26 protein-coding genes are annotated in these 26,095 nt (G+C 57.8%); 17 read left to right on the forward strand and 9 right to left on the reverse strand.

From position 1 onward, the window contains the following. Window positions 1–245: 245 nt before the first annotated feature. Together J0X19_RS17360 and recF are read right to left on the reverse strand one after the other, a co-directional pair. Window positions 246–623, reverse strand: coding sequence for a DUF721 domain-containing protein (locus J0X19_RS17360; RefSeq protein WP_317194788.1), 378 nt, complete (start codon window positions 621–623; stop codon window positions 246–248). A gap of 11 nt (window positions 624–634) precedes the next feature. Continuing rightward, complete coding sequence (gene recF, locus J0X19_RS17365) at window positions 635–1,771, reverse strand: DNA replication/repair protein RecF (protein ID WP_206985697.1); 1,137 nt, start codon at window positions 1,769–1,771, stop codon at window positions 635–637. 282 nt (window positions 1,772–2,053) lie between these two features. Between recF and pdhA the strand changes: the two genes are divergently transcribed. The 12 genes from pdhA to recJ all read left to right on the forward strand — a co-directional run bounded on the left by pdhA (window position 2,054) and on the right by recJ (window position 16,624). Then, window positions 2,054–3,016 (forward strand): pyruvate dehydrogenase (acetyl-transferring) E1 component subunit alpha, encoded by a 963-nt coding sequence (gene pdhA / locus J0X19_RS17370; RefSeq protein WP_242582890.1) that lies wholly within the window; start codon window positions 2,054–2,056, stop codon window positions 3,014–3,016. A 59-nt stretch (window positions 3,017–3,075) separates the two neighbouring features. Then, complete coding sequence (locus J0X19_RS17375) at window positions 3,076–3,852, forward strand: tetratricopeptide repeat protein (protein ID WP_206985699.1); 777 nt, start codon at window positions 3,076–3,078, stop codon at window positions 3,850–3,852. Window positions 3,853–3,975: 123 nt separating this feature from the next. Next, a complete protein-coding gene (gene ribH / locus J0X19_RS17380) occupies window positions 3,976–4,452 on the forward strand; it encodes a 6,7-dimethyl-8-ribityllumazine synthase (RefSeq protein ID WP_022825573.1) in 477 nt (158 codons plus the stop codon). Between the two features lie 245 nt (window positions 4,453–4,697). After that, entirely contained in the window at window positions 4,698–5,081 is a 384-nt protein-coding gene (locus J0X19_RS17385) for a TraR/DksA family transcriptional regulator (RefSeq protein ID WP_026880443.1), read from the forward strand. A gap of 166 nt (window positions 5,082–5,247) precedes the next feature. Beyond that, window positions 5,248–7,143: a pseudouridine synthase gene (locus J0X19_RS17390; protein ID WP_206985700.1), complete on the forward strand. Its 1,896-nt coding sequence runs from the start codon at window positions 5,248–5,250 to the stop codon at window positions 7,141–7,143. Between the two features lie 108 nt (window positions 7,144–7,251). Then, window positions 7,252–7,995, forward strand: coding sequence for a type III pantothenate kinase (locus tag J0X19_RS17395; RefSeq protein ID WP_206985701.1), 744 nt, complete (start codon window positions 7,252–7,254; stop codon window positions 7,993–7,995). Further along, window positions 7,982–9,310, forward strand: coding sequence for a hypothetical protein (locus J0X19_RS17400; protein ID WP_206985702.1), 1,329 nt, complete (start codon window positions 7,982–7,984; stop codon window positions 9,308–9,310). Before J0X19_RS17395 ends, J0X19_RS17400 begins: the two co-directional genes overlap by 14 nt. A gap of 15 nt (window positions 9,311–9,325) precedes the next feature. Next, window positions 9,326–9,910, forward strand: coding sequence for an LPS export ABC transporter periplasmic protein LptC (gene lptC / locus J0X19_RS17405; RefSeq protein WP_206985703.1), 585 nt, complete (start codon window positions 9,326–9,328; stop codon window positions 9,908–9,910). Then, complete coding sequence (locus tag J0X19_RS17410) at window positions 9,910–10,173, forward strand: hypothetical protein (protein WP_206985704.1); 264 nt, start codon at window positions 9,910–9,912, stop codon at window positions 10,171–10,173. Before lptC ends, J0X19_RS17410 begins: the two co-directional genes overlap by 1 nt. 179 nt (window positions 10,174–10,352) lie before the next feature. After that, the gene (locus J0X19_RS17415; protein ID WP_206985705.1) at window positions 10,353–12,473 is read left to right on the forward strand and encodes a peptidylprolyl isomerase; all 2,121 of its coding nucleotides are present in this window, start codon (window positions 10,353–10,355) and stop codon (window positions 12,471–12,473) included. Window positions 12,474–12,741: 268 nt separating this feature from the next. After that, on the forward strand, window positions 12,742–14,550 hold the full coding sequence (locus J0X19_RS17420) for a tetratricopeptide repeat protein (RefSeq protein ID WP_206985706.1): 1,809 nt from the start codon (window positions 12,742–12,744) through the stop codon (window positions 14,548–14,550). Between the two features lie 352 nt (window positions 14,551–14,902). Beyond that, the gene (recJ, locus tag J0X19_RS17425; RefSeq protein WP_206985707.1) at window positions 14,903–16,624 is read left to right on the forward strand and encodes a single-stranded-DNA-specific exonuclease RecJ; all 1,722 of its coding nucleotides are present in this window, start codon (window positions 14,903–14,905) and stop codon (window positions 16,622–16,624) included. A 118-nt stretch (window positions 16,625–16,742) separates the two neighbouring features. Here the strand turns inward: recJ and J0X19_RS17430 are convergent, their stop codons facing one another. Continuing rightward, window positions 16,743–17,108: a DoxX family protein gene (locus tag J0X19_RS17430; protein WP_206985708.1), complete on the reverse strand. Its 366-nt coding sequence runs from the start codon at window positions 17,106–17,108 to the stop codon at window positions 16,743–16,745. A 221-nt stretch (window positions 17,109–17,329) separates the two neighbouring features. Between J0X19_RS17430 and lptB the strand changes: the two genes are divergently transcribed. The 4 genes from lptB to J0X19_RS17450 all read left to right on the forward strand — a co-directional run bounded on the left by lptB (window position 17,330) and on the right by J0X19_RS17450 (window position 20,830). Continuing rightward, window positions 17,330–18,061: an LPS export ABC transporter ATP-binding protein gene (gene lptB / locus J0X19_RS17435; RefSeq protein WP_206985709.1), complete on the forward strand. Its 732-nt coding sequence runs from the start codon at window positions 17,330–17,332 to the stop codon at window positions 18,059–18,061. A gap of 269 nt (window positions 18,062–18,330) precedes the next feature. Next, a complete protein-coding gene (locus J0X19_RS17440) occupies window positions 18,331–19,851 on the forward strand; it encodes a GH3 auxin-responsive promoter family protein (protein ID WP_206985710.1) in 1,521 nt (506 codons plus the stop codon). A gap of 111 nt (window positions 19,852–19,962) precedes the next feature. Next, window positions 19,963–20,196 (forward strand): hypothetical protein, encoded by a 234-nt coding sequence (locus tag J0X19_RS17445; RefSeq protein WP_206985711.1) that lies wholly within the window; start codon window positions 19,963–19,965, stop codon window positions 20,194–20,196. Between the two features lie 157 nt (window positions 20,197–20,353). Continuing rightward, on the forward strand, window positions 20,354–20,830 hold the full coding sequence (locus J0X19_RS17450; protein WP_206985712.1) for a toxin-antitoxin system YwqK family antitoxin: 477 nt from the start codon (window positions 20,354–20,356) through the stop codon (window positions 20,828–20,830). 40 nt (window positions 20,831–20,870) lie between these two features. On the opposite strand, the gene J0X19_RS17455 is transcribed toward J0X19_RS17450, so the two are convergent. The 6 genes from J0X19_RS17455 to J0X19_RS17480 all read right to left on the reverse strand — a co-directional run bounded on the left by J0X19_RS17455 (window position 20,871) and on the right by J0X19_RS17480 (window position 25,496). After that, window positions 20,871–21,653 carry a TIGR00266 family protein gene (locus J0X19_RS17455; RefSeq protein WP_206985713.1) on the reverse strand — a complete coding sequence of 261 codons (783 nt, stop codon included), beginning with the start codon at window positions 21,651–21,653 and terminating at the stop codon, window positions 20,871–20,873. 256 nt (window positions 21,654–21,909) lie between these two features. Beyond that, window positions 21,910–22,287, reverse strand: coding sequence for a hypothetical protein (locus J0X19_RS17460; protein WP_206985714.1), 378 nt, complete (start codon window positions 22,285–22,287; stop codon window positions 21,910–21,912). A gap of 215 nt (window positions 22,288–22,502) precedes the next feature. Beyond that, window positions 22,503–24,047 carry a glutamate--tRNA ligase gene (gene gltX / locus J0X19_RS17465; RefSeq protein WP_206985715.1) on the reverse strand — a complete coding sequence of 515 codons (1,545 nt, stop codon included), beginning with the start codon at window positions 24,045–24,047 and terminating at the stop codon, window positions 22,503–22,505. A 155-nt stretch (window positions 24,048–24,202) separates the two neighbouring features. Beyond that, a complete protein-coding gene (locus J0X19_RS17470) occupies window positions 24,203–24,820 on the reverse strand; it encodes a pentapeptide repeat-containing protein (RefSeq protein WP_206985716.1) in 618 nt (205 codons plus the stop codon). Next, window positions 24,821–25,006 (reverse strand): hypothetical protein, encoded by a 186-nt coding sequence (locus J0X19_RS17475; protein WP_206985717.1) that lies wholly within the window; start codon window positions 25,004–25,006, stop codon window positions 24,821–24,823. 103 nt (window positions 25,007–25,109) lie between these two features. Next, complete coding sequence (locus J0X19_RS17480) at window positions 25,110–25,496, reverse strand: RidA family protein (RefSeq protein ID WP_206985718.1); 387 nt, start codon at window positions 25,494–25,496, stop codon at window positions 25,110–25,112. 58 nt (window positions 25,497–25,554) lie between these two features. Here J0X19_RS17480 and J0X19_RS17485 point away from each other — a divergent pair, with 58 nt between their 5' ends. After that, window positions 25,555–26,031, forward strand: coding sequence for a 3-hydroxyacyl-CoA dehydrogenase (locus J0X19_RS17485; protein WP_206985719.1), 477 nt, complete (start codon window positions 25,555–25,557; stop codon window positions 26,029–26,031). Window positions 26,032–26,095: the final 64 nt, after the last annotated feature.

The raw sequence follows: 26,095 nt of genomic DNA on the forward strand, positions 1-26,095 counted from the left end.
GAGACAAGTGGGCTGACTTGGCACGCTACTAGGCTATAACAAGTAGGGCGGGGCAGAGGAGGTGGCAATTCGGGTTGTCGATAGGGCGCTTGCCAAATATGCCATACCCACCGACAACTACTAGCGTGCTATCTACTGAGCAGCACTTACTGCTGCAAGCGAAATTACCCTTATATACAAGTAACGTGATGCCCTGAATTTGCGGTAGCCAAGCGTGACTATAAAAAGGAGTTGGCGGGCAGATATTATAAGAATACCACCTCTTTAATAACTGCCTCGCCAACTTCAGAATTGATGAGCTCCATGACCCGCGTTTTGGCCATTACCAGTTCGTGCTTGAGGGGCGCTGACGTTAGGCGTACGAATAGCTTGTTGTTGCTCACATACACCTCCTTGGTCTTCAGTGCTACAGCCTTGCCCATCACTTTCTCCCAGCTGGCCACTACTGTCACTTCATTGAGCTTGCCCTGCAACCGGTATGCTTTCAGCAATGCCGTAATACTGTCCTTCAAGGACACAATATCGCCCTGACGTGAGTTTGCGGAAGTGCTAGGTTTTTTCAAGGCAAAACGGTAAAATAACGCGCGAGCTAACAGCAAAATAGGCGTGTTAGCAGTACGCACAAAGATACCCCCTACAGCGCCACTACCGTTCCTTTTTCCACCCGGAAACGACTGACCTGTTCCGACAAATCTGCCAAAGCCCGGTCGGTGCGGTCCAAGTGAGTGTCGGTGAGGAATACCTGCCCGAACGTGTGGTCTGCTACTAATTGGAGCAGCCGCGTAATACGCTTCTCATCCAACCGGTCAAAGATGTCGTCAAGCAGCAGCAGGGGCTTGTGTTGATTGCGGGTGGCCAGTATCTCAAACTGCGCCAGCTTCAACGAAATTACGTAGGACTTCTGTTGCCCCTGCGAGCCGTAGCTCTTAACGGGCAAGCCATCCATCAGAAAAACGAAATCGTCTTTGTGCGGGCCAACCGTAGTACGCTGCAAGGTTAGGTCCTTCCGCTCATTCACTCGCAAGAGCTTCGCGAAGTCGGCTTCCAGTAGCTGCGTCTTATAATCGAGCGTGACCAGCTCCCGGCTATCGGCTAGCTGCTGGTAGTGGCGCTGAAACACCGGCGTAAACTCTTCCAGAAACTGCTGGCGTGCTTCCACAATCTTCTGCCCGGCGGGTACTAACTGCTCATCCAGCACTAATAAGTAGTCCCGGTCGTAGCCGCCTTGGCGCTCGGCTGCCAGCTTCAGCAAGGAGTTGCGCTGCCGCAGTACGTGGTTGTACGCAATAAGTAATTCCAGATACTCGTGGTCGAGCTGCGAAATCAGGCTGTCGAAATACCGCCGTCGCTCCTCACTGCCCTGCCGGATCAGGTCAGTATCATAAGGAGAGATGAGCACGGCCGGGTAACGGCCAATGTGGTCGGATATTCGCTCATAAGCTTGCTTGTCGTGGGTCACCGCTTTCTTCTGCCCAGCCCGCAAGCTCACCTGAATGACCTCGGAGGTAACGGCTGGCTCGGTTTGCTCTGACCCAGTAGCCTCCTGTTTGAAGCGGCCCTTCACGACGAAGAATTCTTCCTCTTGCTTGATGCTTTGCGCATCAGAAACAGTAAAAGCACTCTTCGTGAGTGAGAGGTAATGGATGGCATCCAGTAGATTAGTCTTACCACTGCCATTGTCGCCTACAAAGCAATTGATGCGCGGCGACAGGCGCAGGTTCGCCTCGCTATAGTTTTTGAAGAACAATAAATGCAAGGTTTCTAGAATCATGCGAGGTTCGTAATTGAAATCCTTTTACGTACTTTCGCATCCCAAACGCGAACAACTGAAAGTAAGATGGCGGAGACGAAAGTAAAGGCTGCCCCTAAGGCTTCCAATTCGGCGAAGAAATCGTCGACTACGAAGGCCGCATCCAAGCCCAAAGAAGCTGCGGCCGAGCCGGTACGGCAGCCCGATTCTATGTTGCCCCCTTCCAACCCCGAGGCCAAAGAAGCCACCGGGGCCCCGAAGGCCAGCAGCCCAGCCCAGCCGGAGTTTCCGAAGGAGACCTATATGACTTGGTATGAGCAAATGCAGCTCATGCGTAAGTTCGAGGAAAAGGCTGGTCAGCTGTACGGTCAGCAGAAGATTAAAGGTTTCTGTCACCTCTACATTGGGCAGGAAGCCTGCGTAGCCGGTGCTGTGTCGGCCCTTCAGAAAGGCGACAAGTACATCACCGCGTACCGCGACCATGCGCACCCACTGGCCCTCGGTACGTCGCCTAACGCCATCATGGCTGAGCTGTTCGCTAAGGCTACTGGCTGCTCGAAAGGCAAAGGTGGCTCAATGCACATCTTCGATAAGGAAGTGAACTTCGTAGGTGGCCACGGTATTGTAGGCGGGCAGGTGCCAATGGGTGCCGGCCTGGCGTTTGCCGAGAAGTACAACAAGACCGGCAACCTCTGCATCTGCTACATGGGCGACGGAGCTGTTCGTCAGGGCGCTTTGCACGAAGCCTTCAACATGGCCATGCTCTGGAAGCTGCCTGTCATCTTCGTAGTGGAGAACAACGGCTACGCCATGGGTACCTCGGTGCAGCGTACCTCCAACGTAACGGAACTCTACACCATGGGCGAGTCGTACGACATGCCTTCGGAGCCGGTGAATGCCATGAATGTAGAGGACGTACACTACGCTGTGGCACGCGCTGCCGAACGTGCCCGTGCTGGCGAAGGTCCAACGTTCCTGGAGTTCAAAACCTACCGCTACAAGGGCCACTCGATGAGCGACCCGGCCAAGTACCGCACCAAGGAAGAACTGGAAGACTACCGCTCGCGCGACTCCATCGAAGCGGTACGGCACACCATCCTCACCCACAACATGGCCACCGAGGAGGAGTTGAATGCCATCGACGAAAAGATCAAGGCGCAGGTGCAAGAGTCGGTTGATTTCGCCGAGTCTTCCCCGTATCCCACGGCCGACGAGCTGTACAAAGACGTTTACGTACAGCAGGATTATCCTTACATCCGCGACTAGCTTTATTCCTGCCGCAATCCTTATCCGGTTTCGGCTGCTGATTTCCCAGAAAGTACATCATGTCAAAGATTCCATACACGGGCAAAACCCCTGGCGCCCGTCAGCCTCAACAACCTGTTTCGGCCGACCCGCTACAAGCCACTGAAAGCTACAGCCCAGAGCATCCGTTGCTGGAAGACCCCGATGCGCTGGCTACCCGCCTAGTGGAGACGGAGGATTTCATACGCCGCAAGAAGGGTATTCTGCTGGGCTTGCTGGCCGTAGTGGTAGCCGCCATTGTAGGAGCTTTTGCTTTCTACACGTGGCGTTCTTCGCAGGACGAGAAAGCCCAGGCTGCCATGTTTCAGGCAGTAAACTACTGGGAAGCCGACTCTCTGAAGAAAGCCATGAAGGGCGACGGGCAGTACGTAGGTCTGGAATCAATTGCCAGTGAGTACAGCGGCACGAAAGCCGGCAACCTAGCCAACTTTTATGCCGGAGTAGCCGCCCTTAAGGAAGGCCAGTACAAAGCTGCCGCCGACTACTTGGAAGATTTCTCCTCGGATGATTTGCTGGTGCAGGCCCGGGCGTATGCGCTGCTCGGAGATGCTAACCTCGAGCAAAACAAATACAAGGAAGCTGCCGAGTTCTACGCCAAAGCCGCCGACCACAACGCCAACGAGCAGTTCACGCCCGGTTACCTGATGAAGCAAGCCACAGCACTCGAACTGAGCAAAGATTACGACGGGGCCGTGAAAGCCTACGACCGAATTATAAACGATTACCCCAATTCTTTTGAATCAGGGGAGGCGCGCCAGTACAAGTCGCGCGCTGAAGGAATGACAGCTAGCAAGTAAATGCTGTTTTCATTGCAACAAGTGGCACTCTCCTAAGTAGGGGAGTGCCGCTTGTTTTTATGGGCGTTGGCAGAAAGTTGCCCGCACCCGTTATTGTCTCTCAACTCATCAGTACCAACCTATATGGCAACTTCCCTCAAAAACCTGAGCGACTACACCTCCGACCAGTTCATTGACATTTCTGAAAAGCGCTTTGGGCTAGTGGTAGCCGAGTGGAACCGCGAGATAACTGATACCCTAGCTAAGGGCGCCTACGACACGCTGCTCAAACACGGCGCCAAGGAAGAGAACATCTTCCGCAACACAGTACCCGGCAGCTTTGAGCTAACCTTAGGAGCACAGTTGCTGGCTCAGCACGAGGAAATAGATGCCGTAATCTGCCTCGGGGTTGTTATCAAAGGCGAAACCAAACACGACGACTACATCTGCAACGCTGTAGCCAACGGTATTACCAATGTGGGTCTGAAGTTCAATAAACCAGTCATCTTTGGGCTGGTTACCACCAACACGCTGGAGCAGGCCTGGGACCGGGCCGGTGGCAAGCATGGCAACAAGGGGGTGGAAGGCGCAGTAGCTGCCATTCAAATGCTTGGTTTTTAAAGTTCAACCTTGGCGTGAGGTGCATTATGCTTGCAGGCCAAGCAGATAATTCTCGCGAAAAGCGTAGCTTTGCGCCCGGAAAAGCCGCGCCAATTAGGTCGGGTTTGGATGAAAGGGGGTTACTACAGCTGAGAGGCCTAAACTAATTCGGCCGGATTGCTGTTGAGGCCTCATCCTGAAGAATCTGATGGGCCATGCCGGCAGCCTCTTCTCTATTAATCCAAGTTTACTTTTTCTTACCCGACATGAGTGACGAAACCATACGCTATTCCAGGGAAGATTTGGCTGAGTTCGAGCAAATCATCCAGGACAAGCTGACTGCCGCCCGCAAAGAAGTGGCTTTCATTAAAGAGACGCTGAGCCGCAAAAATGATTCTGGTACCGATAACACGGCTTCGTCGTCGAAGGTGCTAGAAGATGGTGCTGATACCGCCGAGAAGGAAAGCCTGAACCAATTGGCCTCGCGCCAAATGAAGTTCATCCAGCAGCTCGAAAACGCGCTAGTCCGCATCAAGAACAGCACCTACGGCGTGTGCATTGGCACCGGCAAGCTGATTCCGAAGGAGCGTCTACGGGCCGTGCCGCACACCCAGCACTCCATCGAAGCCAAAATGGCGCGCCGCGACTAACACCTAACACCACACACGATGCCCGGACTACCGGCCGGCTTCTCCACCAGTGGAGGACGGGCTGCTAGTCCGGGCACTGTTTTCTGGTGCTGTTTGTTGGGCCCAATTACCAGTAATTCTGAATTTCAACCTGTACCGTAGCGATACGGCACGCATCCTTGCAACCATGGGCAAGAAGCATAACTCCGGCGATACGCCAGGCCGCAAAGGCCGCACCGAACGTCCTTCCAGCGCCAGCGGATCGGGCTTTTATCAAAAGTTCAACACCCCCCGGCCTACTACCGACCGGGGTGGCCGCGACGAAGCGCCGCGTTTTGGTGGTGGCAATAGCCGCGAAGCAGGTTCGGCACCGCGCCCAGGCTTTGGCCGCAGCACCGGCGACCGGCCAACCAGTTTTGGTGGTCCAAAGAAGTTTGGCGCCAGCTCGGGTGGTTTCAGTAAGCCCGCTGGCAGCGGCTTCAACCGGGGCGGCGGCAGCGGCTTTGGTGGTGGCTACCGCAACCGTGACAACGACAGCAACAGCCGGCCTTATGGCAACCGCCAGGGGGAGGGCAGCCGCTCATTCGACCGCGCCGCACCGCGCCGCGACGATGACCGCCGCTCCGGCGGCTTCAACTCACGCGGCAACGATGCGCGTCCGGCTCGTCCGTTTGAGCCCAAGAAAACCTGGGACGGTCAGCCGTACCGCCAGGAAGGCAAGCCCGCCGTGCCACGTGGCGGGGCCGGAGAGCGGAACCGGAAGTTTGTGAAAACGGACCCGAATTTCAAGGAGACGCCCGCGCCGCAACCATACAGCGCCCCCGCACCTCGTGACGACGAAAACCTGGGACCAGACCGCGCTATTCGGCCAGCTCGTCCGTTTGATTTTCGGGGCCGCCCCGAGGGTTTCAATGAAGAAACCAGCCCGCGTCCGGCACGGCGTGAAGACGACCGATCCGAACGGCCGCGCAGCAACTACGGTGAGCGGCGCGACGCAGGCTTTGGCAGTAGCGCCGGCGAACGGAGCAGCTTTGGTAACCGCAGTTTCGGTGAGCGTCGGGAAGGTAGCTTTGGCGGCAACCGCCCTGGTGGTGGTTCGCAGGAGCGTAGCTTCGGCAGCCGCCCCGCCCCCCGCCCGTATGGTGAACGGGAAGAGCGTCCTGCTAGCCCGTACGGCGACCGGCCGGAGCGCAACGAGCGTACCCTGCGCCCCGATACGCGCAAGGGGCGAGACGCTTCTACCCCAAACCGGGCTGATAAGCTGAAGCGTGGCGAAGTGGCCGGCCAGGCGCCCGATTACAAAAACCTCAAGCACTACGAAGCCGACAAAACCCGCGGTAACAAGCGCCGCCGGGAAGAGGACGAGGATGCTGGCGGCGAAGTACGCTTGAACCGCTACATCGCCAACGCGGGCATCTGCTCGCGCCGAGATGCCGATGCGCTGATTGCTGCCGGCGAAATCAAGGTGAACGGCCAGGTGGTGACGGAAATGGGCTACAAAGTGCAGCCCAACGACACGGTGCAGTATGGCAAAACCAACCTCAACCGCGAGAAGCTGGTATACGTGCTGCTCAACAAGCCCAAGGACTTCATCACGACAACCGACGACCCGGAAGGCCGTCGCACGGTGATGGAACTCATCAAGGAAGCATCGAAGGAGCGGGTGTTCCCAGTGGGCCGCCTCGACCGGAATACCACCGGCTTGCTGTTGTTCACCAACGACGGCGAAGTGGCGCAGAAACTCTCGCACCCCTCGCACCGCAACAAGAAAATCTACCAGGTAGAGCTGGACAAGCCGCTGACGGAAGAGCACCTCAAGCAGATTGCCGCCGGCCTTGACTTGGAAGATGGCAAAGCCGAAGTGGACGACGTGGCGGTAGTAGCCGGCAACGCGCACTTCGTGGGCATTGAAATTCACATTGGCCGCAACCGGATTGTGCGCCGCATTTTCGAGCACTTAGGCTACGATGTGGTGTCGCTGGACCGGGTGCAGTATGCAGGCCTCACCAAGAAGGATTTGCCGCGCGGCAAGTGGCGCTTCCTCAATGAGAAGGAAGTGATTCGCCTGAAGTATTTCATGTAGACGCAACCTTATCTACCGGAACGTCATCCTACCTGCAAGACACCGCAGGCGGGATGACGTTCTGGTTTATCCACTTTCGTCACCGGCCAACTTACTTTCATTCCGCTTGTGCGTACGCTCGCTCTTGATATTGGCAACACGGCTGTGAAGTATGGCTGTTTCGAGGACAGCGAATTGCTGGAAGCCGATTCGGTGAATACGCCGGATGAGCTACTTGCCGTGGTGCGCCGGCTGAAGCTTCAGCACGCCATTGTGGCTTCGGTGATAGTAGCTACCGATGCGTGGCTGGTGGCATTGCAGTTGGCAGTGCCAGGGCTGGTGCTGGAATTTAAGGCTGCCACCACGCCCCTGCCAATCCAGAATACCTACGCTACCCCACACACCCTGGGTGCCGACCGGCTGGCTGCCGCTGTGGGAGCGGCCTGGCAACGGCCCAACCAGGATACCCTGATTGTGGATGCCGGTACTGCCATCAAGTGCGACTTGGTGGAAGGCGGGCACACCTTCCGCGGCGGTAGTATTGCGCCGGGGCTGCGGCTGCGGTTTCAGGCGCTGCATACGTTTACGGGGCGCCTGCCGTTGGTGGAGTTGCCTGCCAATTTGGAAGCCACCATACCGCTCACCGGCGACAGTACCCAGACCGCCATTCAAAGCGGCGTGCTGAATGGCGCGGCCGCCGAAGTGAACGGCTTGATTGACAGATACCGGGAGCAATTTCCGGAACTAGGAGTGGTACTAGCCGGTGGCGACGCCGCGTTTTTCCAACCCCGGTTGAAAGGCCCTATCTTTGCCATTCCGGAACTCGTCTTATTAGGGCTCCACCGCATATTAGCCTACAATGTTGAACTCTAAATACGCCGGGCTGCTGGGGCTGACACTGCTGAGCCTCGGGGCCGCTACCCATAGCCAAGCGCAACGACTCGGCAACTCGCCCTATTCCCGGCTGGGCCTCGGCGACACGTACTCGAATACAGGCGGCATCCGGCAGTCGGGTATGGGCGGCACTGGCGTGGCTGCGCCCAACGGGGTGCAAGTGAACGACCTGAACCCCGCGTTGCTGTACTACATGAACCGCACCACGTGGGAGGTAGCCGTAAACGGGCAGTACAAAACGGTGCAGAACAACGTTCAGTCGCAGAAAACCGGTAGCGCAACGTTGGGCTACTTCGCGCTGGCTGTGCCGCTTTCCACTCGTTGGGGAGCCGCCATCGGCCTGAAACCCTACAGCGCCGTCGATTTTGAATCGGTGCAGATGGGCACGGTGGAAAACGATCCTACCACTTCGGTGCAAAGCCGCTACCAGGGACAGGGCGACTTGTCGGAAGCTTATTTTGCGCAGGGGCTCCGGCTAGCTAAAGGGTTGTCGGTGGGTCTTACGGCGTCCTACATCTTCGGCAGCAATGATCTGACTACCAGTACGCAGGTTGGGTCAACCACTGCCAACCAGGTAGTAAGCCTCGACCATATTCACTATTCTGATTTTAAATTCCGGACCGGCATTCACTACCGGGGTAAGTTCAGCGACAAGCTGAACTACAACATTGGCGGGGTGTACGGTTTCCAAACCAAGCTGAATGGCGAACGGCTGCTAACCCAGGAAACGCAGCAGGCTAACGGCAGCGTACTAGCCGGAACCGTAGGCGACACGCTGGCCGATGAAACCGGCTACGCGGTGGTACCCTCATTGGCGCAGGTAGGTATCAGTATTGATAACAACCGCAACTGGTCGTTCAACGTGGATGCCTCGCAGCAGCAATGGTCGAAGTTCCAGTCGTTTAGTGAGCGGGGTGGGCTAATAGGCGTGCCGTTGAGCAATACGCTTCGCATGTCGGCGGGTGGTGAGTTTGTGCCCGATCCTACCTCGGTTGACAATTACTTCAAGCGGGTAAGCTACCGGGCTGGGGTAGCTGTAGCCCAAATGCCCTACCGCCCCGGTGGCCAAGCCCTCTACGACCGGTCGGTGAGCTGGGGCTTCTCGTTGCCGGTGTCGGCTTCGCCGCTGGAGTCGTCAACCGTTAACCTATCATTCACTTACGGGCAGCGTGGCAACACCGATGTGCGCACAACCAGCACCAGCACCGAGCGCAACATCAAGGAAGAATACATCCGGGCGCAGTTGGGAATTTCGCTTAACAACCGGTGGTTTATCAAGCGCCGCATCGAGTAAGCGGCTGTGCCTATCATGAAGTCTATTTCGTTATTACCCTTCTTGCCCGCCCGTACCACGTTTTTGTGGCTGCTGGCGGGCACGTTGGCTTTCAGTTGCAAAAAATCGGCACCCGAAGCAGCCAAACCCGTGCAGTACAAAGGGCCGCTGCTGGAAACCACCAACGTGCTGACCTTGTACAGCGACTCGGCCAAGCTACAAATCAGGTACACGGCCCCGCTGGAACAGCAGTTTGAAAACGGCGACCAGCTGTACTCGAAAGGCGTGAAGGTGGAGTTCTACGACAAGAGCGGCAAGCAGGTGGTGAACACGCTAACCGGCAAATATGCCCGGTTCGATAAGGTGAAGAACCTCTACACCATGCGCGGCGACGTGCGGGTGCGCAACGTGGAAAAGCAGCAGCGCATGTACACCGAGGAGCTGTTCTATGACAAGCAGCGGAGTATTGTTTATACCGATTCGGCTATGTTTGCGCAGCTCGTAACGCCCACCGACTCATTGACGGGCTACGGCCTGAACTACAATATGACGACCGGCCACTACAAGTTTATGAAGCCCACCGGCGTCTTTATCGTTGAAAAGTCAGTTGGTACGCCGTAATGAAGGTACACTTCGATAAGTCCCTGTTTCGTACCATTCTGTTTTCCCTGGCCGTGGTATCCTTCGTGATTGGGGCCTATGAAACGGTACTGCAAAACGACAAAAACGCTCTGCTTGACCATTATTGGCTGTTCATGATTTCGTTTGTGTGCGTGCTGCTGTTTCGGTACCTCAAGCCGGAAGAGGAAGTGAAGCCCGCTCCTAAACCTAAGCAGCCTGCAAGCAACGCCAAGCCCGTGCCCCGCAACAAGCGCCGCGGATAAGTGAGCTGGTGAAATAGTGAAATGGTGAGTTTGCGTTCTGCCGGTGCTTTTACGTGACGCAAGCCGAACATCAAACTCACCATTTCACTATTTCACCATTTCACTACTGCCACTGCCTCACTTTTTCTGATTATTTTGCGACTCTTTACGAATTACCTACTGAGCTTTTTTTCAAGTAAATGGCATTAATCAACACGATTCGGGAAAAATCAGGCTGGGCCGTGGGCACCGTGGCCATCGGCATGCTGCTCTTTATCGTGGGCGGCGACCTGATAGGAGGGAAGAACAAGCTCTTCGGCGGCAACGAGAATGTGGTGGGGGAAGTGGCTGGCCAGAAGATCGAGCTGAACGATTTCAACGCCGCACTGGAGCAGGCCAAGCAGGGCTTCATCCAGCAGCAGGGCCGCCAGCCCGACGAGCAGGCTATGGGCTATCTGCGCGACCAGGCCTGGAACCAGACCATCTACAAAATTGCCTTTCAGAAGGAGTTCGATAAGTTGGGCCTGACTGTTTCGGAAGACGAGCTGACCGACATGGTGCAGGGCAAGAACATTCACCCCAGCATCCGGCAGGCCTTCACCGATCAGCAAACCGGCCAGTTCGACCGGAGCAAGATCATTCAATATCTGCAAGGTCTCGACAAGCTGCCACCCGATGCCCAGGCGGCTTGGTTGAACTTCGAAGCCAACCTCGGCCCCGAGCGGGCGGGCCAGAAGTACAACAACCTCATCAAGCTCAGCACCTACGTAACCACCGCCGAAGCCAAGCGCTTCGACGAGGACCAGAACACCAAGGCCAGCCTGCGCTACCTGTTCATTCCGTACTTCTCCATCTCCGATTCGGCGGTGAAAGTAACCGACGACCAGCTGCAGGCTTACCTCGATAAGAACAAGAGCCGCTACAAAGTGGAAGATGGCCGATCCATTGAGTACGTAACTGTGCCAGTGGTAGCGTCCAAAGAAGACAGCGCCGCCGTGCGTCAGAACGTAGCGCAGCTGGCCGTGCAATTTGCGTCGGCGCCCAACGACTCGCTGTTCGTGAAACTCAATTCCGACCAGCCCTACAACGGCGCCTACCTGTCGCCGGCTGATATGCCCGAGAAACTGCGCCAGCAGCTGCCCCTCACGGTAGGGAAAGTGTACGGCCCGTACGCCGAGAATGGCACGACCAGCCTGTTCAAAGTAACCGGCCAGAAAGCTGGTACCGCCTATGCTGCCCGCGCCAGCCACATCCTCATCAAGCCCGAAGGCACCACGCCCGAGGCAGATGCCGCCGCTAAAGCTAAGGCTACCGAGGTTCTCAATAAAATCAAAGGGGGTGCCGACTTTGCCGCTATGGCTCGCCAGTACGGCACCGACGGTACGGTAAGCACCGGCGGCGACTTGGGCTGGTTCCAGCAGGGCCGCATGGTACCGGAGTTCGAAAAGGCCATCTTCGGCGCTTCGGCTACCGGTTTGCTGCCCGCTCCCGTGAAAACGTCATTCGGCTACCACATCATCAAAATCACGGCTCCTAAAACCAACCAGACCTACCAGCTGGCTGCCGTGCAGAAGAAAATTGAGCCTTCCGATGCCACTCGGGACGCGGCTTATGCCAAGGCGCAGGAACTGAAAGGCCAAATAACTGATCTGGAGTCGTTGCGCAAAGTGGTAGCGAAAGACAAGACGCTGCAAAAGCAAGAAGCCCGTGGCCTCGGCCGCGGCGACCAAGCCGTGAACAACCTGCAAGGTGCCCGCGAAGTTGTGCGCTGGGCGTATGGTACGGGCGGTAAAACCACCAAAGTAGGCGACGTGTCGGAGGTATTCGACGTGAACGACCAGTACGTGGTAGCCGTGCTGACCGGCGAGCGGAGCAAAGGCGTAGCCGATGTGGCCGGCCTCAAGCCCGAACTCACTGCGGCTGTGCGCAACGAGGAAAAAGCCAAGCAGATTATGGCCAAGCTAAACGGCAAAAACGGTACGCTAGAGCAACTGGCTGCCGGATACGGTGCTGCCGCTCAAGTGAAAACCGCTGACGGCGTAGTGCTGGGTACCGGCGCCATTCCAGGCCTGGGCACCGAGCCGCTGGCCGTTGGCAAAGCCTTCGGGTTGAAGCCCGGCCAGAAGTCGGCCCCAATCCAGGGCGAGCAGGGCGTGCTGATTGTAGAGCCGGTAAGTGTGCAGAAGCCAACTACGCCAACCGACATAGCCGCCGTGCGCAAGCAACTGACTACTCAGCGTACCGGCCGCGCCGATGGCCTGATCTACGAAGCCGTGAAAACCAACGCCAACGTGAAAGACGAGCGAAACAAGTTCTTCTAAGAGCAAGTGTAGCTGAACAGAAAGCCGCTCCCGAAGGAGCGGCTTTTTTTATGCCAGTAAGGTTCTGCTGCCTCACACCTGCTATTCTGCGCAAACTCAGCCGACAAGTGCTCCAGCCAGATTTCCGGGCCCCCGGATTTCTTGCTTATCTTGAAATGAATCTGGTGGCAGCGCCGTTTGCGTTGTTACACCTACTTGTGCGGTTGATGAGCTGTCCTTGCCATGAGCAGCCAACAATCAGCTAACAACAATCAAGCAATCATCTGCTATGCGCTACGTTCGTCCGCTGCTGTTTTCTTTTCTGCTGCTCTCGGCTGCTCCTCTTCAGGCGCAGCAGGAGGTCGGCAACGTGACCCTGGCCAAGGAGTACACGCGCAAGGGCGAACATGAAAAGGCGGCGTTTCTGTTCAGCAAGCTCTCTGCCGATGCGCAAACGGCCCCCAACATCCTGCCCGACTATCTAGCGTCGTTGCAGGGCTTGAAGCGCTACAAAGACGCTGAAAAGCTGATGAAGCGGGCCATCAAGCAGCACCCCGAGGAAGCTGGCTACGGGGTGGCGCTGGGTAGCCTTTACACCACCGCCGGCGACCAGGCCGCCGCCACCAAGCAGTACGACAAAGTGCTGAGCCAGCTTACTACGGCGCAAGTGCTGCCCGTAGCCGCCGAGTTCAGTGGCCGCAACCTGCCCGAGTGGGCCGAGAAAACGTATTTGCGGGGCCGAGTGCTGTCGAAAAACGAAACCGACTTCAGTCCGCAGCTGGTGCAGCTTTACACCCAGAGCGGCAACACCGAGAGGCTGCTGGCCGAAACCCTGCGTTTGGTAGAAGACGAGCAGCAACTCCCTTTCGTGCGCAACATGCTGCAAAACAGCCTGCACGACGAGAAGGACTTTGACACGCTGGAGCGCCAGCTGCTCACCAACGTGCAGAAATACCCGGAGCGCGGCGTGTACAGCGAGCTGCTGCTGTGGCTGCAAGTGCAACGCCGCGACTTTACGGGGGCACTGGTGCAAGCCAAGGCGCTGGATAGGCGCGGCCGCACCGAAGGCAGCCGGGTAATGGACATTGCCGGTATTGCGCAGTACAACAAAGACTACGAAAGCGCCATCAGCGGCTACGAGTACATCTTGCGCGAGTATAAGGGCGGCCCGTTCTACGCGGCGGCCCGGCAGCGGCTGGTGCAAACCCGTGAGGCGCAAGTGCGCGAAACCTATCCCGTTGACCCCAATAAAATCCGGGGCCTCATCACCGAATATCAGCAGGTGCTAACCGAGCTGGGCACCACGCCTCAGACGGCTTCCATCCTGCGCAACATGGCCGTGCTACATGCTTTCCAGCTCGATGAAAAGCCCCAGGCCATGACGCTGCTTCAGCAGGTGATTGATATGCCCCGCGCCAGCCTCGACGTAGTAGACGAAGCCAAAATCAACCTGGCCGATATTTATCTGTTGCGCGGGGAGCCTTGGGAAGCTACGCTGCTGTACTCGCAGGTGGAAAAGTCGCACAAAGACTCGCCGCTGGGCTACGAGGCCAAGCTGCGCAACGCCCGCCTGAGCTACTTTGCCGGTGACTTCAAGCTGGCCAAAAGCCACCTGGATATTCTGAAGGAAGCCACCACCCGCGAAATTGCCAACGATGCCATGCAGCTCAGCTTGTTGATAACCGACAACACGGCCATGGACACCGCCGGCGTGGCTTTGCGCGAATACGCTACCGTGGAGCAGCTGGTATTCCAGAACAAGCTGCCCGAAGCGTTGAAAGGCCTTGATGCGCTGCTGCAAAAGTACCCTGGCCACGCGCTGCAAGACGATGCCTGGTACCTGAAAGCCCAACTCCAGCGCCGCACCGCCGACTACCGCGGGGCCGTAACCACGCTCGAGAAAATCACCAGCAACCCCAAATACGACGTGCTCAGCGACGATGCTATGTTCTTGCTGGCCAGTATTCAGGAGGAAAACCTGCAAGACAAAGAACAAGCAAAAGCACTCTACAACCAGTTCCTAGTGAAATACCCCGGCAGCATCTACGTGGCGGAAGCCCGCAAGCGGTTCCGCAAGCTCCGCGGCGACAGTTTATAACGCCAAACGGTAAGTGAAAAAGCCCGTCATGCTGAACTGGGCGAAGCATCTTGCCAGTGCGACAGAAGTAAGTAGCTGCTTCGGCTAGCTTAGCATGACGTTTTGGTTCGACGCTACAGTAGGTAAGGCAACCTACCGGAAGAACAAGAACATCAGCCCCAGCACCACGATGAAAACCAGGTACATCAGGCCATCGGAAACAATGTACTGGCCGTATTTGCGCAGAAATTCACGTAAAGAATGCATGCAGTAAACCTACGCATTTCAAGGCGGGGCCAGTGAAAAACGGCTGGGCGAGCAGGCTTTTCTTCGTACTTTTGAAGGTACAGCTGACCCGCCTCTGGCTATAGTTATGGAAAAACGATGGATTCGCAAGCCTGCGCCCGACCCTGAAAAAGTCCGGCTTTTAGCCGATGCGCTGCGTGTAAAAGAAACCATCGTGGCGTTGCTCTGCCAGCGTGACGTGTGCACCTTCGAGGAGGCCCGTGCGTACTTCCGGCCCAGCTTGAGCGAGCTGCCCAATCCGCTGCTGATGCTCGACATGGACCGCGCCGTGGCTCGCCTCACGCAGGCGCTACACGCCGGCCAGAAAGTGCTGGTATTCGGCGACTATGACGTGGACGGTACCACCTCCGTAGCCGTGGTGTACAGCTACCTGCGCCGCTTTTTCGGGGAGGAACGCATCGACTACTACATTCCGGACCGCTACAAGGAAGGCTACGGCGTATCGGAAGCCGGTATCGACTTCGCGGTGGATAACGGCTTTGCCCTTATTATCGCCCTCGACTGCGGCGTGAAATCGGTGGATAAAGTGCAGTACGCCAACGAGCGGGGCGTTGATTTCATCATCTGTGACCACCACTTACCCGGCACCGAGCTACCCGCCGCCGTGGCCGTGCTCGACCCCAAACGCGCCGACTGCCCCTACCCGTTCAAGGAGCTGAGTGGCTGCGGCGTGGGCTTCAAGCTGATGCAGGCCTTCACCGAAGACCAGGGCCTCGACGAAGCGCCGCTCTACGATTTGCTGGATTTGGTGGCCGTGAGCATTGCCGCCGACATCGTGCCCATCATGGGCGAGAACCGGACGCTGGCTTACCACGGCCTGCGCCTGCTCAACGACCCTACTCGGCCCCAGCGCGCCGGCATTGTGGCCTTGCGGGAGTTGGCTGGCCTGCAAACCACGGAGTTGAATATTAGCAGCTTGGTGTTTGGTTTCTCGCCGCGCATCAACGCCGCCGGCCGTATGGGCGACGCCAAACGCTCGGTGGCCATGCTGCTGGCCGCCACCAAGGAAGAAGCCTTCGAAAAGGCCTCGGTAGTGGATAAAACCAACCAGGAGCGCCGCGGCTTCGATACCAGCATCACCAAGGAAGCCCTCGACATGATTGAGGCCGATGCGCTGTTTCAGGATGCGCATACCACGGTGCTCTACAAAGAGGACTGGCACAAGGGCGTAGTGGGCATTGTAGCCTCGCGCTGCCTCGACAAGTACTACCGCCCCACCATCATCCTGACGCACAGCAACGGCAAGGCCACCGGCTCGGCCCGGTCGGTGGCGGGCTTCGATGTGCACCAGGCCATTGAGGAGTGCGCCGATTTGCTGGACCAGTACGGCGGCCATATGTACGCGGCGGGCCTCACGCTGCCCGTTGAGAACCTACCGGCGTTTCGGGCGAAGTTCGAGCGGGTGGTGGCCGGCCGCATCTTGCCCGAGCAGATGATTCCGCCGGTGGATATTGATACCGAGTTGAGCTTGAGCGACATCACCAACGGCTTCTACAACTTGCTTCGCCAGATGGAGCCGTTTGGGCCCGGCAATGCCAACCCCACCTTCATGGCCCGCAACGTGTACGCGGCACCCAACTCGGCGCGGGTGGTCGGCCAGTCGCACCTCAAGTTGGCCCTCACCCAGGACGGCCACCATGTGCTCGATGCTATTGGCTTTGGGCTGGGTGAGCACCTGCCCCAGATTCAGCAGGGCCAGCCGTTCAGCGTGTGCTACACCGTGGAGATAAACGAGTACCGCGGCGTAAAAACCTTGCAGCTGCGCGTGAAGGACATCCGCTGGGAGTAAAGGTGAGGTGGTGAGGTGGTGAAGTGGTGAGTTTGATGTTCTACCCGCGCCCCTTGCGCAAGTGGCACAAATCCGCGCCGTTAAAACGTCCAACTCACCACTTCACCACTTCACCACCTCACCTTCTGGCGCTCCACCATACCCAGGCCATCAGGACCGCCTGCAATGGCAGCCGGAGCCACAGCGCCCACTGTGGCACTGCCAGTCCTGCGCCGTGGGTTTGCAGCATATACACGTTGGCCGGAAACACCGCTAGCAGCAGCAGAACAAGCCCCCAGCCGGCTAGTTGCCGCGTGGCCGGAATCAGCAACCCCACGCCGCCGGCAATTTCAGCGGCACCGCTCACGTATACCAGTAACAGCGGCGCGGGCAAGTACGGCGGCATGATGCGCAAATACGTTGCAGGCGCTACAAAATGCAGCACCCCAGCCCCAATAAAGAGCAAGGCGAGTACGCCGCGGCTAAAGCTGCGAAGTGAGAGCATAACGGAAAAAAAGTAACAAGCGAAATTCGTTGCTTCACCGCTGGATAATGCATTACTGCAGCAGTTGTAAGTAGGCAGTATGCTGCTAACGTAGATTAGCAGCATAGTGAAATGAAAAGGCAGATAACGCGTTATACAGCACATTGGCTGCGGCAGTCTATTTGCTCGGCCTGTAGGCTACCTGCATACCATCCCCGCCCGTTCCGTTACCTTTGCGCCGTATGATACTGAGAGCCGATAATCTGGTTAAAAAGTACAAAGCCCGCACCGTGGTCAACGACATGTCCTTGACGGTGGAGCAGGGCGAGATTGTGGGGCTGCTGGGGCCGAACGGCGCCGGCAAAACCACCTCGTTCTACATGACCGTGGGCATGGTGAAGCCCGACGGGGGCCGCGTGTACCTCGACGACCGGGAAATCACCAAGATGCCCATCTACCAGCGCGCCCGCCTCGGTATCGGGTATCTGGCGCAGGAAGCCAGCGTGTTCCGCGACCTGAGCGTGGAGGAAAACATTCTGGCGGTGTTGGAAATGACCGACATGCCCAAGCAAGTGCAACTCGACAAAGTAGAGGAATTACTCAACGAGTTCAGCCTCACCCACGTGCGCAAAAACCTGGGCCGGGTGCTGAGCGGCGGGGAGCGGCGGCGCACCGAAATTGCCCGCGCCCTGGCTGTCGACCCCAAGTTTGTGCTGCTCGATGAGCCGTTTGCGGGCGTTGACCCCATTGCCACCGAAGAAATCCAGGGTATCGTGGCCAAGCTCAAGCACAAGAACATCGGCATCCTCATCACCGACCACGACGTAAACTCCACCCTGGCCATTGTGGACCGCGCCTATCTGCTCTTTGAGGGCAAGCTGCTGAAAGCCGGCACCGCCGAAGAGCTGGCCGCCGACGAAATGGTGCGCCGCGTGTACCTGGGCAAGAACTTCGAGCTGAAACGGAAGCTGTAAGGAGCGGAGCCAAACGCTGAGAGGTGGCAGCAAGAAGCAGAAAGCCAGCAACTCATAAGATAAATAGGGTTGCTGTCTTCCTCCAGAAAGGCCGATGCAGGCAATGCTACACTGCTCTTGACGGCCAAGTGCGCGGGGTACTAGGAGAGACAAGCCAGAATTCTGGCTGCTAGCTCTTCACTTCTCTATCCGTAACTTTTATAAGTTGCCGCCGGTAAAAAAAGCCGCGTATCCATTTCGCCTTTCTGCTCTCATAATTTCCTGCCTCTGTGCTTGACAGTATTCTTACGTGGGCCGTACAGCGGCGTCTGGCTTCCATCGAGCACTTTCGGCAGCATCCGCATGAGGTGCAGCACGGCTTGCACCAAAGCTTGCTGCACACGGCCCGCAACACCGAGGTAGGACGGCAGTACGGGTTTGCCGATAAGCTTTCCGGCCGCGAGTTTGCCGAGCGGGTGCCCGTAAGCAGCTACGAAGAACTATACCCACTGCTAGAGCGAGTGCTGCGCGGCGAGGCCGATGTGCTGTGGCCGGGGAAGGTGCAGTGGTTTGCCAAAAGCAGCGGCACCACCAACGCCCGCAGCAAATTCATTCCGGTTACGCGCGAATCGTTGCACGACGGCCACTACCGCGCCGGCCGCGACATGACGGCCCTGGCCACGCTGCACTACCCCGAGGTGCAGATACTGGGTGGCAAAACCCTGTCGTTGGGCGGCACGCATGGCCCCAACCCGTTGCGGCCCCACGATGCGGCCTCCCGCGTTGGCGACGTGTCGGCGGTTATCATGCAGAACCTGCCCACCTGGGCCGAGTACGTACGAACCCCGCCGCTGGAGCTGGCCCTGCTAGACGAATGGGAAGAAAAGATTAAGCGCATTGCCGGCCACGTCCTGCACGCCGATGTGCGCGTGCTGGCCGGCGTACCCACTTGGATGATTGTGTTGCTGCGCCGCGTGATGGAGCTAGCCGGCACCAACAATATTCTGGACGTGTGGCCCCGGCTGGGTTTGTTTCTGCACGGAGCAGTAGCGTTTGGGCCGTACCGGGCGCTGTTCCGGCAGCTGATACCGTCGGGGCAGATGCACTACCAAGAGGTATACAACGCTTCCGAAGGCTACCTGGCCCTTCAGGACGAGCCCAATTCCGAAGACTTGCTGCTGCTGCTCGACCACGGCATCTATTACGAGTTTCTGCCCGCCGATCAGTGGGATGAACCCATACCGCGCGCCATACCGCTCGAAGCGGTGGAGCTGAGTAAGCGCTACGCCGTAGTTATCAGCACCAATGCCGGGCTGTGGCGCTACAAAATCGGGGATACGGTGCGCTTCACTAGCTTGGCGCCCTACCGCATCCGGATTACGGGCCGCACCAAGCATTTTCTCAATGCCTTTGGCGAAGAAGTGGTGGTTGAAAACGCCGAAGCTGCCGTATCCGCCGCCTGCCAGGCCACCAATACCACCGTCCGCGACTTCACGGCCGCCCCCATTTACTTTGCCGGAGCCGCCGACGGCTCGCGGGGCGGGCACCAGTGGCTGATTGAGTTCACCCAGCCTCCGCAGGACACCATGCGCTTTGCCGCAGTGCTCGACAGCACCCTACGCCAGCTCAATTCCGACTACGATGCCAAGCGCCACCGCGACCTAGCCCTGCTGCCGCCCGTGCTAACAGTGGCCACCCCAGGGCAGTTTGAGCGGTGGTTGGCGCAACGTGGCAAGCTGGGCGGTCAGCACAAGGTACCCCGGCTCAGCAACTCGCGCGACATATTGGATGAGATACTAGCCATTGCGTAACTATAAGAATTTTGGATAGGATAATTTTCTGAAAAATCCAGTGAAATTTAAATGATATTGGAAAGTTAATTTTTATATTGGAGGATTGTTTGACGCTCAGCCGCCCCCTCCGTGCCTCCTATTGCTCCTTCTTCTCGCCCCTACGTTTCTCGTCGGAAACGCCGCCTATTCGCCACCGATTTTGCCCTCACCAACCGCTCCGTATTTGCCCTGATTGGGTTGTTGGTAGTGGCGCTGGTAGTGAGTCTGGGCGTTATTGCTACTCAGCTGTTTGGCAATGAGCCCACGGCGTTGGCCAATACATCGGCGCCGCCAGTTATAACCCAAACACAAGTGAATCAATAACGCCCGTAAACCCCACCGCTCACGGGCATATGTGCCGGTAGCCACGGTGCGTTATAGCCGGAAAAGACGTAGCCTAGACCTTCCGCAACGGAAAATCTAGGCTATGTTACCTTGTGCTATTTCGGTAGCACGTAATCCAGCTTATCCTCCTATCCCCATGCGCCTTGCTCTATGCTTGCCCATTTGGTTGGTGTTGGCTAGCTGCACCACTGCCAAGCACGGGCCCATTGGTTTCTGGTCCGATAAGCGCTACGACCAACAGTTGCGCCAGCACGGACCGTGGCCAACCTATTACGACGACGCCAAAACCCAGCCGATGGCCCTCGGGCGCTACCGGCACGGCCGCTACGCCGGCCGCTGGCGGTACTACGCGCCCAACGGCACCCTGGAACGCACCGAACGATTTGCCCGGTGCCCGTATGGCCTCATCACCATGACCGAATACCAGGCCGGCGGTAAAAAGAAGCGCCAAGGCCAGGCGCGCATAGTAGATGAGCCCCACGAAATCCACTTTTATTGGTTTGGCGACTGGCAGGTGTTTGACGCACAAGGCCGGCCAGTAGCGGTGGAGCACTACGAGAATGGCGTTTTGCGCGGCACCGAGCTTATAAAAGTCAACCTCACCAACCGGTAAAGGGCGCTTTCACTAAGCTGACACCTGCGCAGCGTACAGCTTACTCGTCGAAGAGGCCACCGGCCAGCTTGCCCAGCACGCTGCCGCTTTCCTTGCTGGCGTTGCCGCCCGTAGGCGCCAGCGCCTGAATCAGCTTTTTCACCGGCATCGACTGAAGCCATACCCGGCCGGTACCGCGTAGCGTAGCCAGCAGCAAGCCTTCCCCGCCGAAAATCATGGATTTGAGGCCGCCTGCCCGCGCAATACTGAAATCAATACCCGGCTCGAAAGCCACTACGCAGCCAGTATCCACCCGCAGCAGCTCGTTGTTGAGGCGCTTCTCGATAACGGTGCCGCCGGCATGAATAAAGGCTTTGCCGTCGCCGGTTAGCTTTTGCAGAATGAAGCCTTCACCACCAAAAAAGCCGGCGCCTAGCTTCTGGTTGAAATGAATGCTGATTTTGGTGCCGCGGGCTGCCGCCAGAAAACCGTCTTTCTGCACAATCAGGCCATTGGGCAGCACGCCCAAATCAAGCGGGATGATGGTGCCCGGATACGGCGCCGAAAACGCCACCCGGCTTTTGCCATAGCCGCCGCGGTGCGTGAAGTGCGTCATAAACAACGACTCGCCCGTAATCAGCCGGGTGCCCGCCGAAAACAGCTTGCCCATTATACTTTGGTCGGGCTCCGAGCCGTCGCCCATCTTGGTTTCAAACGCAATGGCTTCGTCCATGTATACCATGGCGCCGGCTTCGGCAATAACGGTTTCGTTGGGGTCTAGCTCTACCTCCAACACCTGAATATCATTGCCGAGAATTTTGTAATCAACGTCGTGGGACTGCATGCGCTTGCGGAGTAAGAGTGAATGGCCCCCAAGTATAGCAAAAGCCTGGATATTGCCCCGGCACAAGCGGACGATACGCGGCAGTTGGGTTTACTGAGCCACCAAACGCAGCAAGTCCCTGATGCTTGAGCACCAGGGACTTGTATGGAGTAAGAAGAGAAGCCTGTCGCCTTTCCTTCCGATGCAGGAGGAACTTGGCTTACATCACCAAACGGTTAGGCACCCAGATTCCTCCTGCGTCGGAAGGACAGGCTGGCTAGTTCTCATCGGGCAATTCGGCGCGGGTGTCGGCGGCTTCAGAAGCGGCGTCGGGGTCGTTGGCCTTGGTGCCCTTCTTCTTGGTTTCACGGCTGGTGCGGCGCATGAAATCCTCGTCGGACTCTTCGGGCTCCTGCGCGCCTTCTTCCAGCGGGAAATCCTCGTCGTCTTTCTCGCCAAACTGTCCGTCGCGGTTCACCAGTTTCTTGTCGCGCACGTGGCGGTTCAGGAAGGTGTTGATGTCCTCAATGGAATAGTTGGAGGTGATTTCGCCCAACGGATTCACTTTTATTTCAAACCCTTCCAGCTCCTTATGCACGCGGGCTTTCTTTTCGGGGTCGTTCTTCTTCTTTGGATTAACGGGTTTCTTCGCCATGATCTAACTACTAAGGCCGGATAGAAGCGGGAGCCGCGCAAGGCACCCGTAGCCCCGTAGTACGAAGCGGCGGTACAGGGGGTTAGCATAGTACGGTGCCACTACCCCGAAAAACCGGATAACCGTTTCGAGGATGCCCCCGAGCTATAAAAGTAAAGCGCCCGGTACCAGTACCGGGCGCTTCGCTGAAAGCAAGTACACTACGGCCACCGCCGTTACGCTACAGCCAGTTTGCCAATGGCTACTTCAATGCGCTCCGCCGTTTCCTGCGGGCCCAGAATGCTCATGATGGCCATCAGGTCGGGGCCGGCGGCGGCACCGGTTACGGCTACGCGCAAGGCCTGCAGCACCTGCCCCAGCTTGATACCCTGCTGCTCCATTACGCGGGTCAGCAGCGCCTTAATGCCATCGGGGGTAACATCCGAAGCAGTAGGTAATTCCTGCGCAAAAGCCGCCAGGCCGGTAGCTACCTGCGCGTTCCATTTCTTGCTGATTACCTGCTCATCGTAAGAGGTGGGGCGCTCGAAGAACAGCTGGGCTTCCTTGGCCAAATCGGCGGGGAAGGTGGCACGCTCTTTCACTAGGCCGGCAATCTGCTCGGCTTTGTCGGCGGGCACCTCCAAGCCTTGGGCTTGCAGGTCGTGGATGAGGTACTGCGCCAGCTCGGCGTCGGGCTTGGCGCGCAAGTATTGCTCGTTGTACCAGCGTACCTTGTTTTGGTCGAAGCGGGCCGGCGACTTGCTTACCCGCTCAATCGAGAAGTGCTCAATCAACTCGTCCATCGTGAACAGCTCCTGCTGGGTGCCAGGGTTCCAGCCCAGGAACGCCAGGAAGTTGATGAACGCCTCGGGCAGGTAGCCACTTTCGCGGTAGCCGCTGCTCACGGTCGGCTGGCCGGTTTCGGCATCGGTACCGTGGAATTCCAGCGGGAACACCGGGAAACCGAGCTTGTCGCCGTCGCGCTTGCTGAGCTTGCCGGTACCATCGGGCTTGAGCAGCAAGGGCAAGTGGGCAAACTGCGGCATAGTGCTTTCCCAGCCCAAATAGCGGTACAGCAGCACGTGCAACGGCGCCGACGGCAGCCACTCCTCACCCCGAATCACGTGGGTGATTTCCATGAGGTGGTCGTCCACGATGTTGGCCAGGTGGTAGGTCGGCATGCCATCCGACTTCATCAGCACCTTATCATCCACGGCCGAAGAATGCACCACCACCCAACCTCGAATCAGGTCGTTGAAGCGGATTTCCTCTTTGCGGGGCACTTTCAGCCGGATAACGTAGGGCGCGCCGCTGTCCAGCAGCTGCTTCACCTCGTCTTCGGGCAGCGTGAGCGAGTTGCGCATCTGGGCGCGGGTGATGCTGTTGTACTGCGGGTTGGGCACCTTGGCCGCCTGCAAACGGGCGCGCATGGCGTCCAGCTCTTCGGGGGTGTCGAAGGCGTAGTAGGCGTGGCCGCTGTCGATGAGCTGCTGGGCATACTGGCGGTACATGGGCTTCCGCTCGCTCTGCCGATACGGCGCGTGTGGGCCGCCCTGCTCAATACCTTCGTCGATGACAATGCCGCACCAGCGTAACGAATCCATGATGTACTGCTCGGCACCGGGCACAAAGCGGTTCTGGTCGGTGTCTTCGATGCGGAGCAGCATTTTGCCACCCAACTTGCGGGCCAGCAGATAGTTATACAGCGCAGTGCGCACGCCGCCGATGTGCAGCGGCCCCGTGGGGCTGGGCGCAAAACGCACCCGTACTTCTCTTTCCATAAGTCAGTCGGTTCGCAGCGCCTTTCAGAAGGGAAAAACGCGCCGCAAAGATACGAAAGGTGAGATGGTGAACTTGTGAAATGGTGAGTTGATGTACTGATGGCGCAGGTGGCACCATTGGAACATCAAACTCACCATTTCACAAGTTCACCATCTCACTCTATAATCAGGTTGTACTTGGTGAGCAGGCCGGGCAGGCTTTCTTTGGTGAAGCGGGCGTGTTGCAGCTCGTTTAGCTCGGGGTCTAGCTCCACACCTTGGGCCGTGGTGAAGTCGGCGCCCACGAGGCGGGTGTCGGCAAACAGCGCTCTGGTGAGGTTGCAGTCCTCGAAAACAGCGGCCGTGAGGTCGGCTTGCCGGAAATCAACTTCTTGCAACGAGCAGCCCACAAAGCGGGTGTTAGGCATCCGGCGGCCCGAGAAGGACGCATAATCCAGCTGACACCGGTCAAAGTGCACGTCGAACAGCATGTCGCGGCAGGAATAGAACTGGAGCCCCAGCAGCTTGCAGCCCTCGAAGGCCACGTTCTGCAACGCCGCGTTCTGAATGGTAGCCCCAGCCAGGTTGCAGTTCTCAAACAGACACTCGCGGAACACGCGGCCCGTTAAGTTGGCCTGGGTCAGGTCGAAGTTGCGGAAGTGGTAGTTCTCGAATTCCAGCTGCCCAACCAGGGTAGGGGGCAGGGCACGTTCCAGCACGTTTTCCGCCGGGAAATACGTGGGTTTGGGCAGGGCTTTGGGCGGCTTGCGGGCAGCGGCAGTAGGTCGGCGCATCTAGTCTCGGTTACGGAAACTCAGCCAGAGCACCAGCCCCAGTAACGTAATACCCCCCCGAATCAGCCACGCCACCGTAGGGCCCCACTGGTCAATCCAGGTCAGCAGCATCGATTTCATGCCCACAAAAGGCAGCACCAACGATAAGAGCCCGAGTATAAATAGGCCGAGTCCAAGTTCTTTCATAAAGTGAAATGGTGAGATAGTGAAATGGTGAATTTGATGTGCTGGCGGTGCAAACCGCGCAAGTAGAACGTAAAACTCACTATTTCACTATATCACCACCTCACTATTTTACAGCAATGCAGGAAATTTCCACCTGCACATCCTTGGGGAGGCGGCTGACCTCTACTGTCTCGCGGGCGGGAGCGTAGTCGGCGGTGAAGTAACTGCCGTAGATGTCGTTGATAACGCCGAAGTTGCCGAGGTCCTTCACGAAGATGCTGCACTTCACCACGTCGCGTAGGGTGAGGCCAGCGGCTTGCAGTACCGCTTGCAGGTTGCGCATTACCTGGTGGGTTTCCTGCGCCACGTCGCCGCCGCCGACGAGTTGGCCGGTCTCAGAGTCAAGGGCAATCTGGCCGGAAACGTACACGGTATTGCCGGCCTGCACGGCTTGGCTGTAGGGGCCGATAGGAGCGGGTGCCTGGGCAGAATAAACAACGGAATTGGGCATACAAGAAGAGCGGAAAGTGAGCAGTAAATCTATCTTTAGGCTAAAGTAAGCGGAATTTATGCACTTGCTCATCGTTGAAGGCGCCCACGTAGAAACCGAATTGCGCCGCAAATTCGGCCCCGCCCACACCTACGACTTCTGTGCCGCCACGGCCCCCGACCTGCGCCTGCGCCTCGGAGCCGCCGATGTTGCCTTCGACCTGCGCACCTGGCCCGAGCTACACTACGAGCAGCCTCGCCAGCCTTTGTTCTATGATGTTACTTGCACATCGTTGGCGGCCCTGTTCCACAACGAAGCCCCGCCGTTGGGTCCCGTATTCGGTATAGCTGCTTGGCCTACTCTGCTGGAACGAGAGGTGCTGGAAGTAAGCCTTAACCGCTCTGAAGATGCTACTGCTCTGGCTACCCTATGTGCCGCGCTGGGCACCGCGTACGGTGTTGTGCCAGACCGTACGGGCCTGGTAACGCCGCGCCTGCTATGCGTGCTGATCAACGAGGCCTGCTACGCGTTGCAGGAAGGCAACGCGGCAATATAGACGCTGGAAGTCACTTTGCGGCTGAGCCCCCAGCACGCCTACGGGCCGTTCGGATGGGCCAACC

This window comes from Hymenobacter telluris (assembly GCF_017313265.1).
GTDB lineage: Bacteria > Bacteroidota > Bacteroidia > Cytophagales > Hymenobacteraceae > Hymenobacter > Hymenobacter telluris.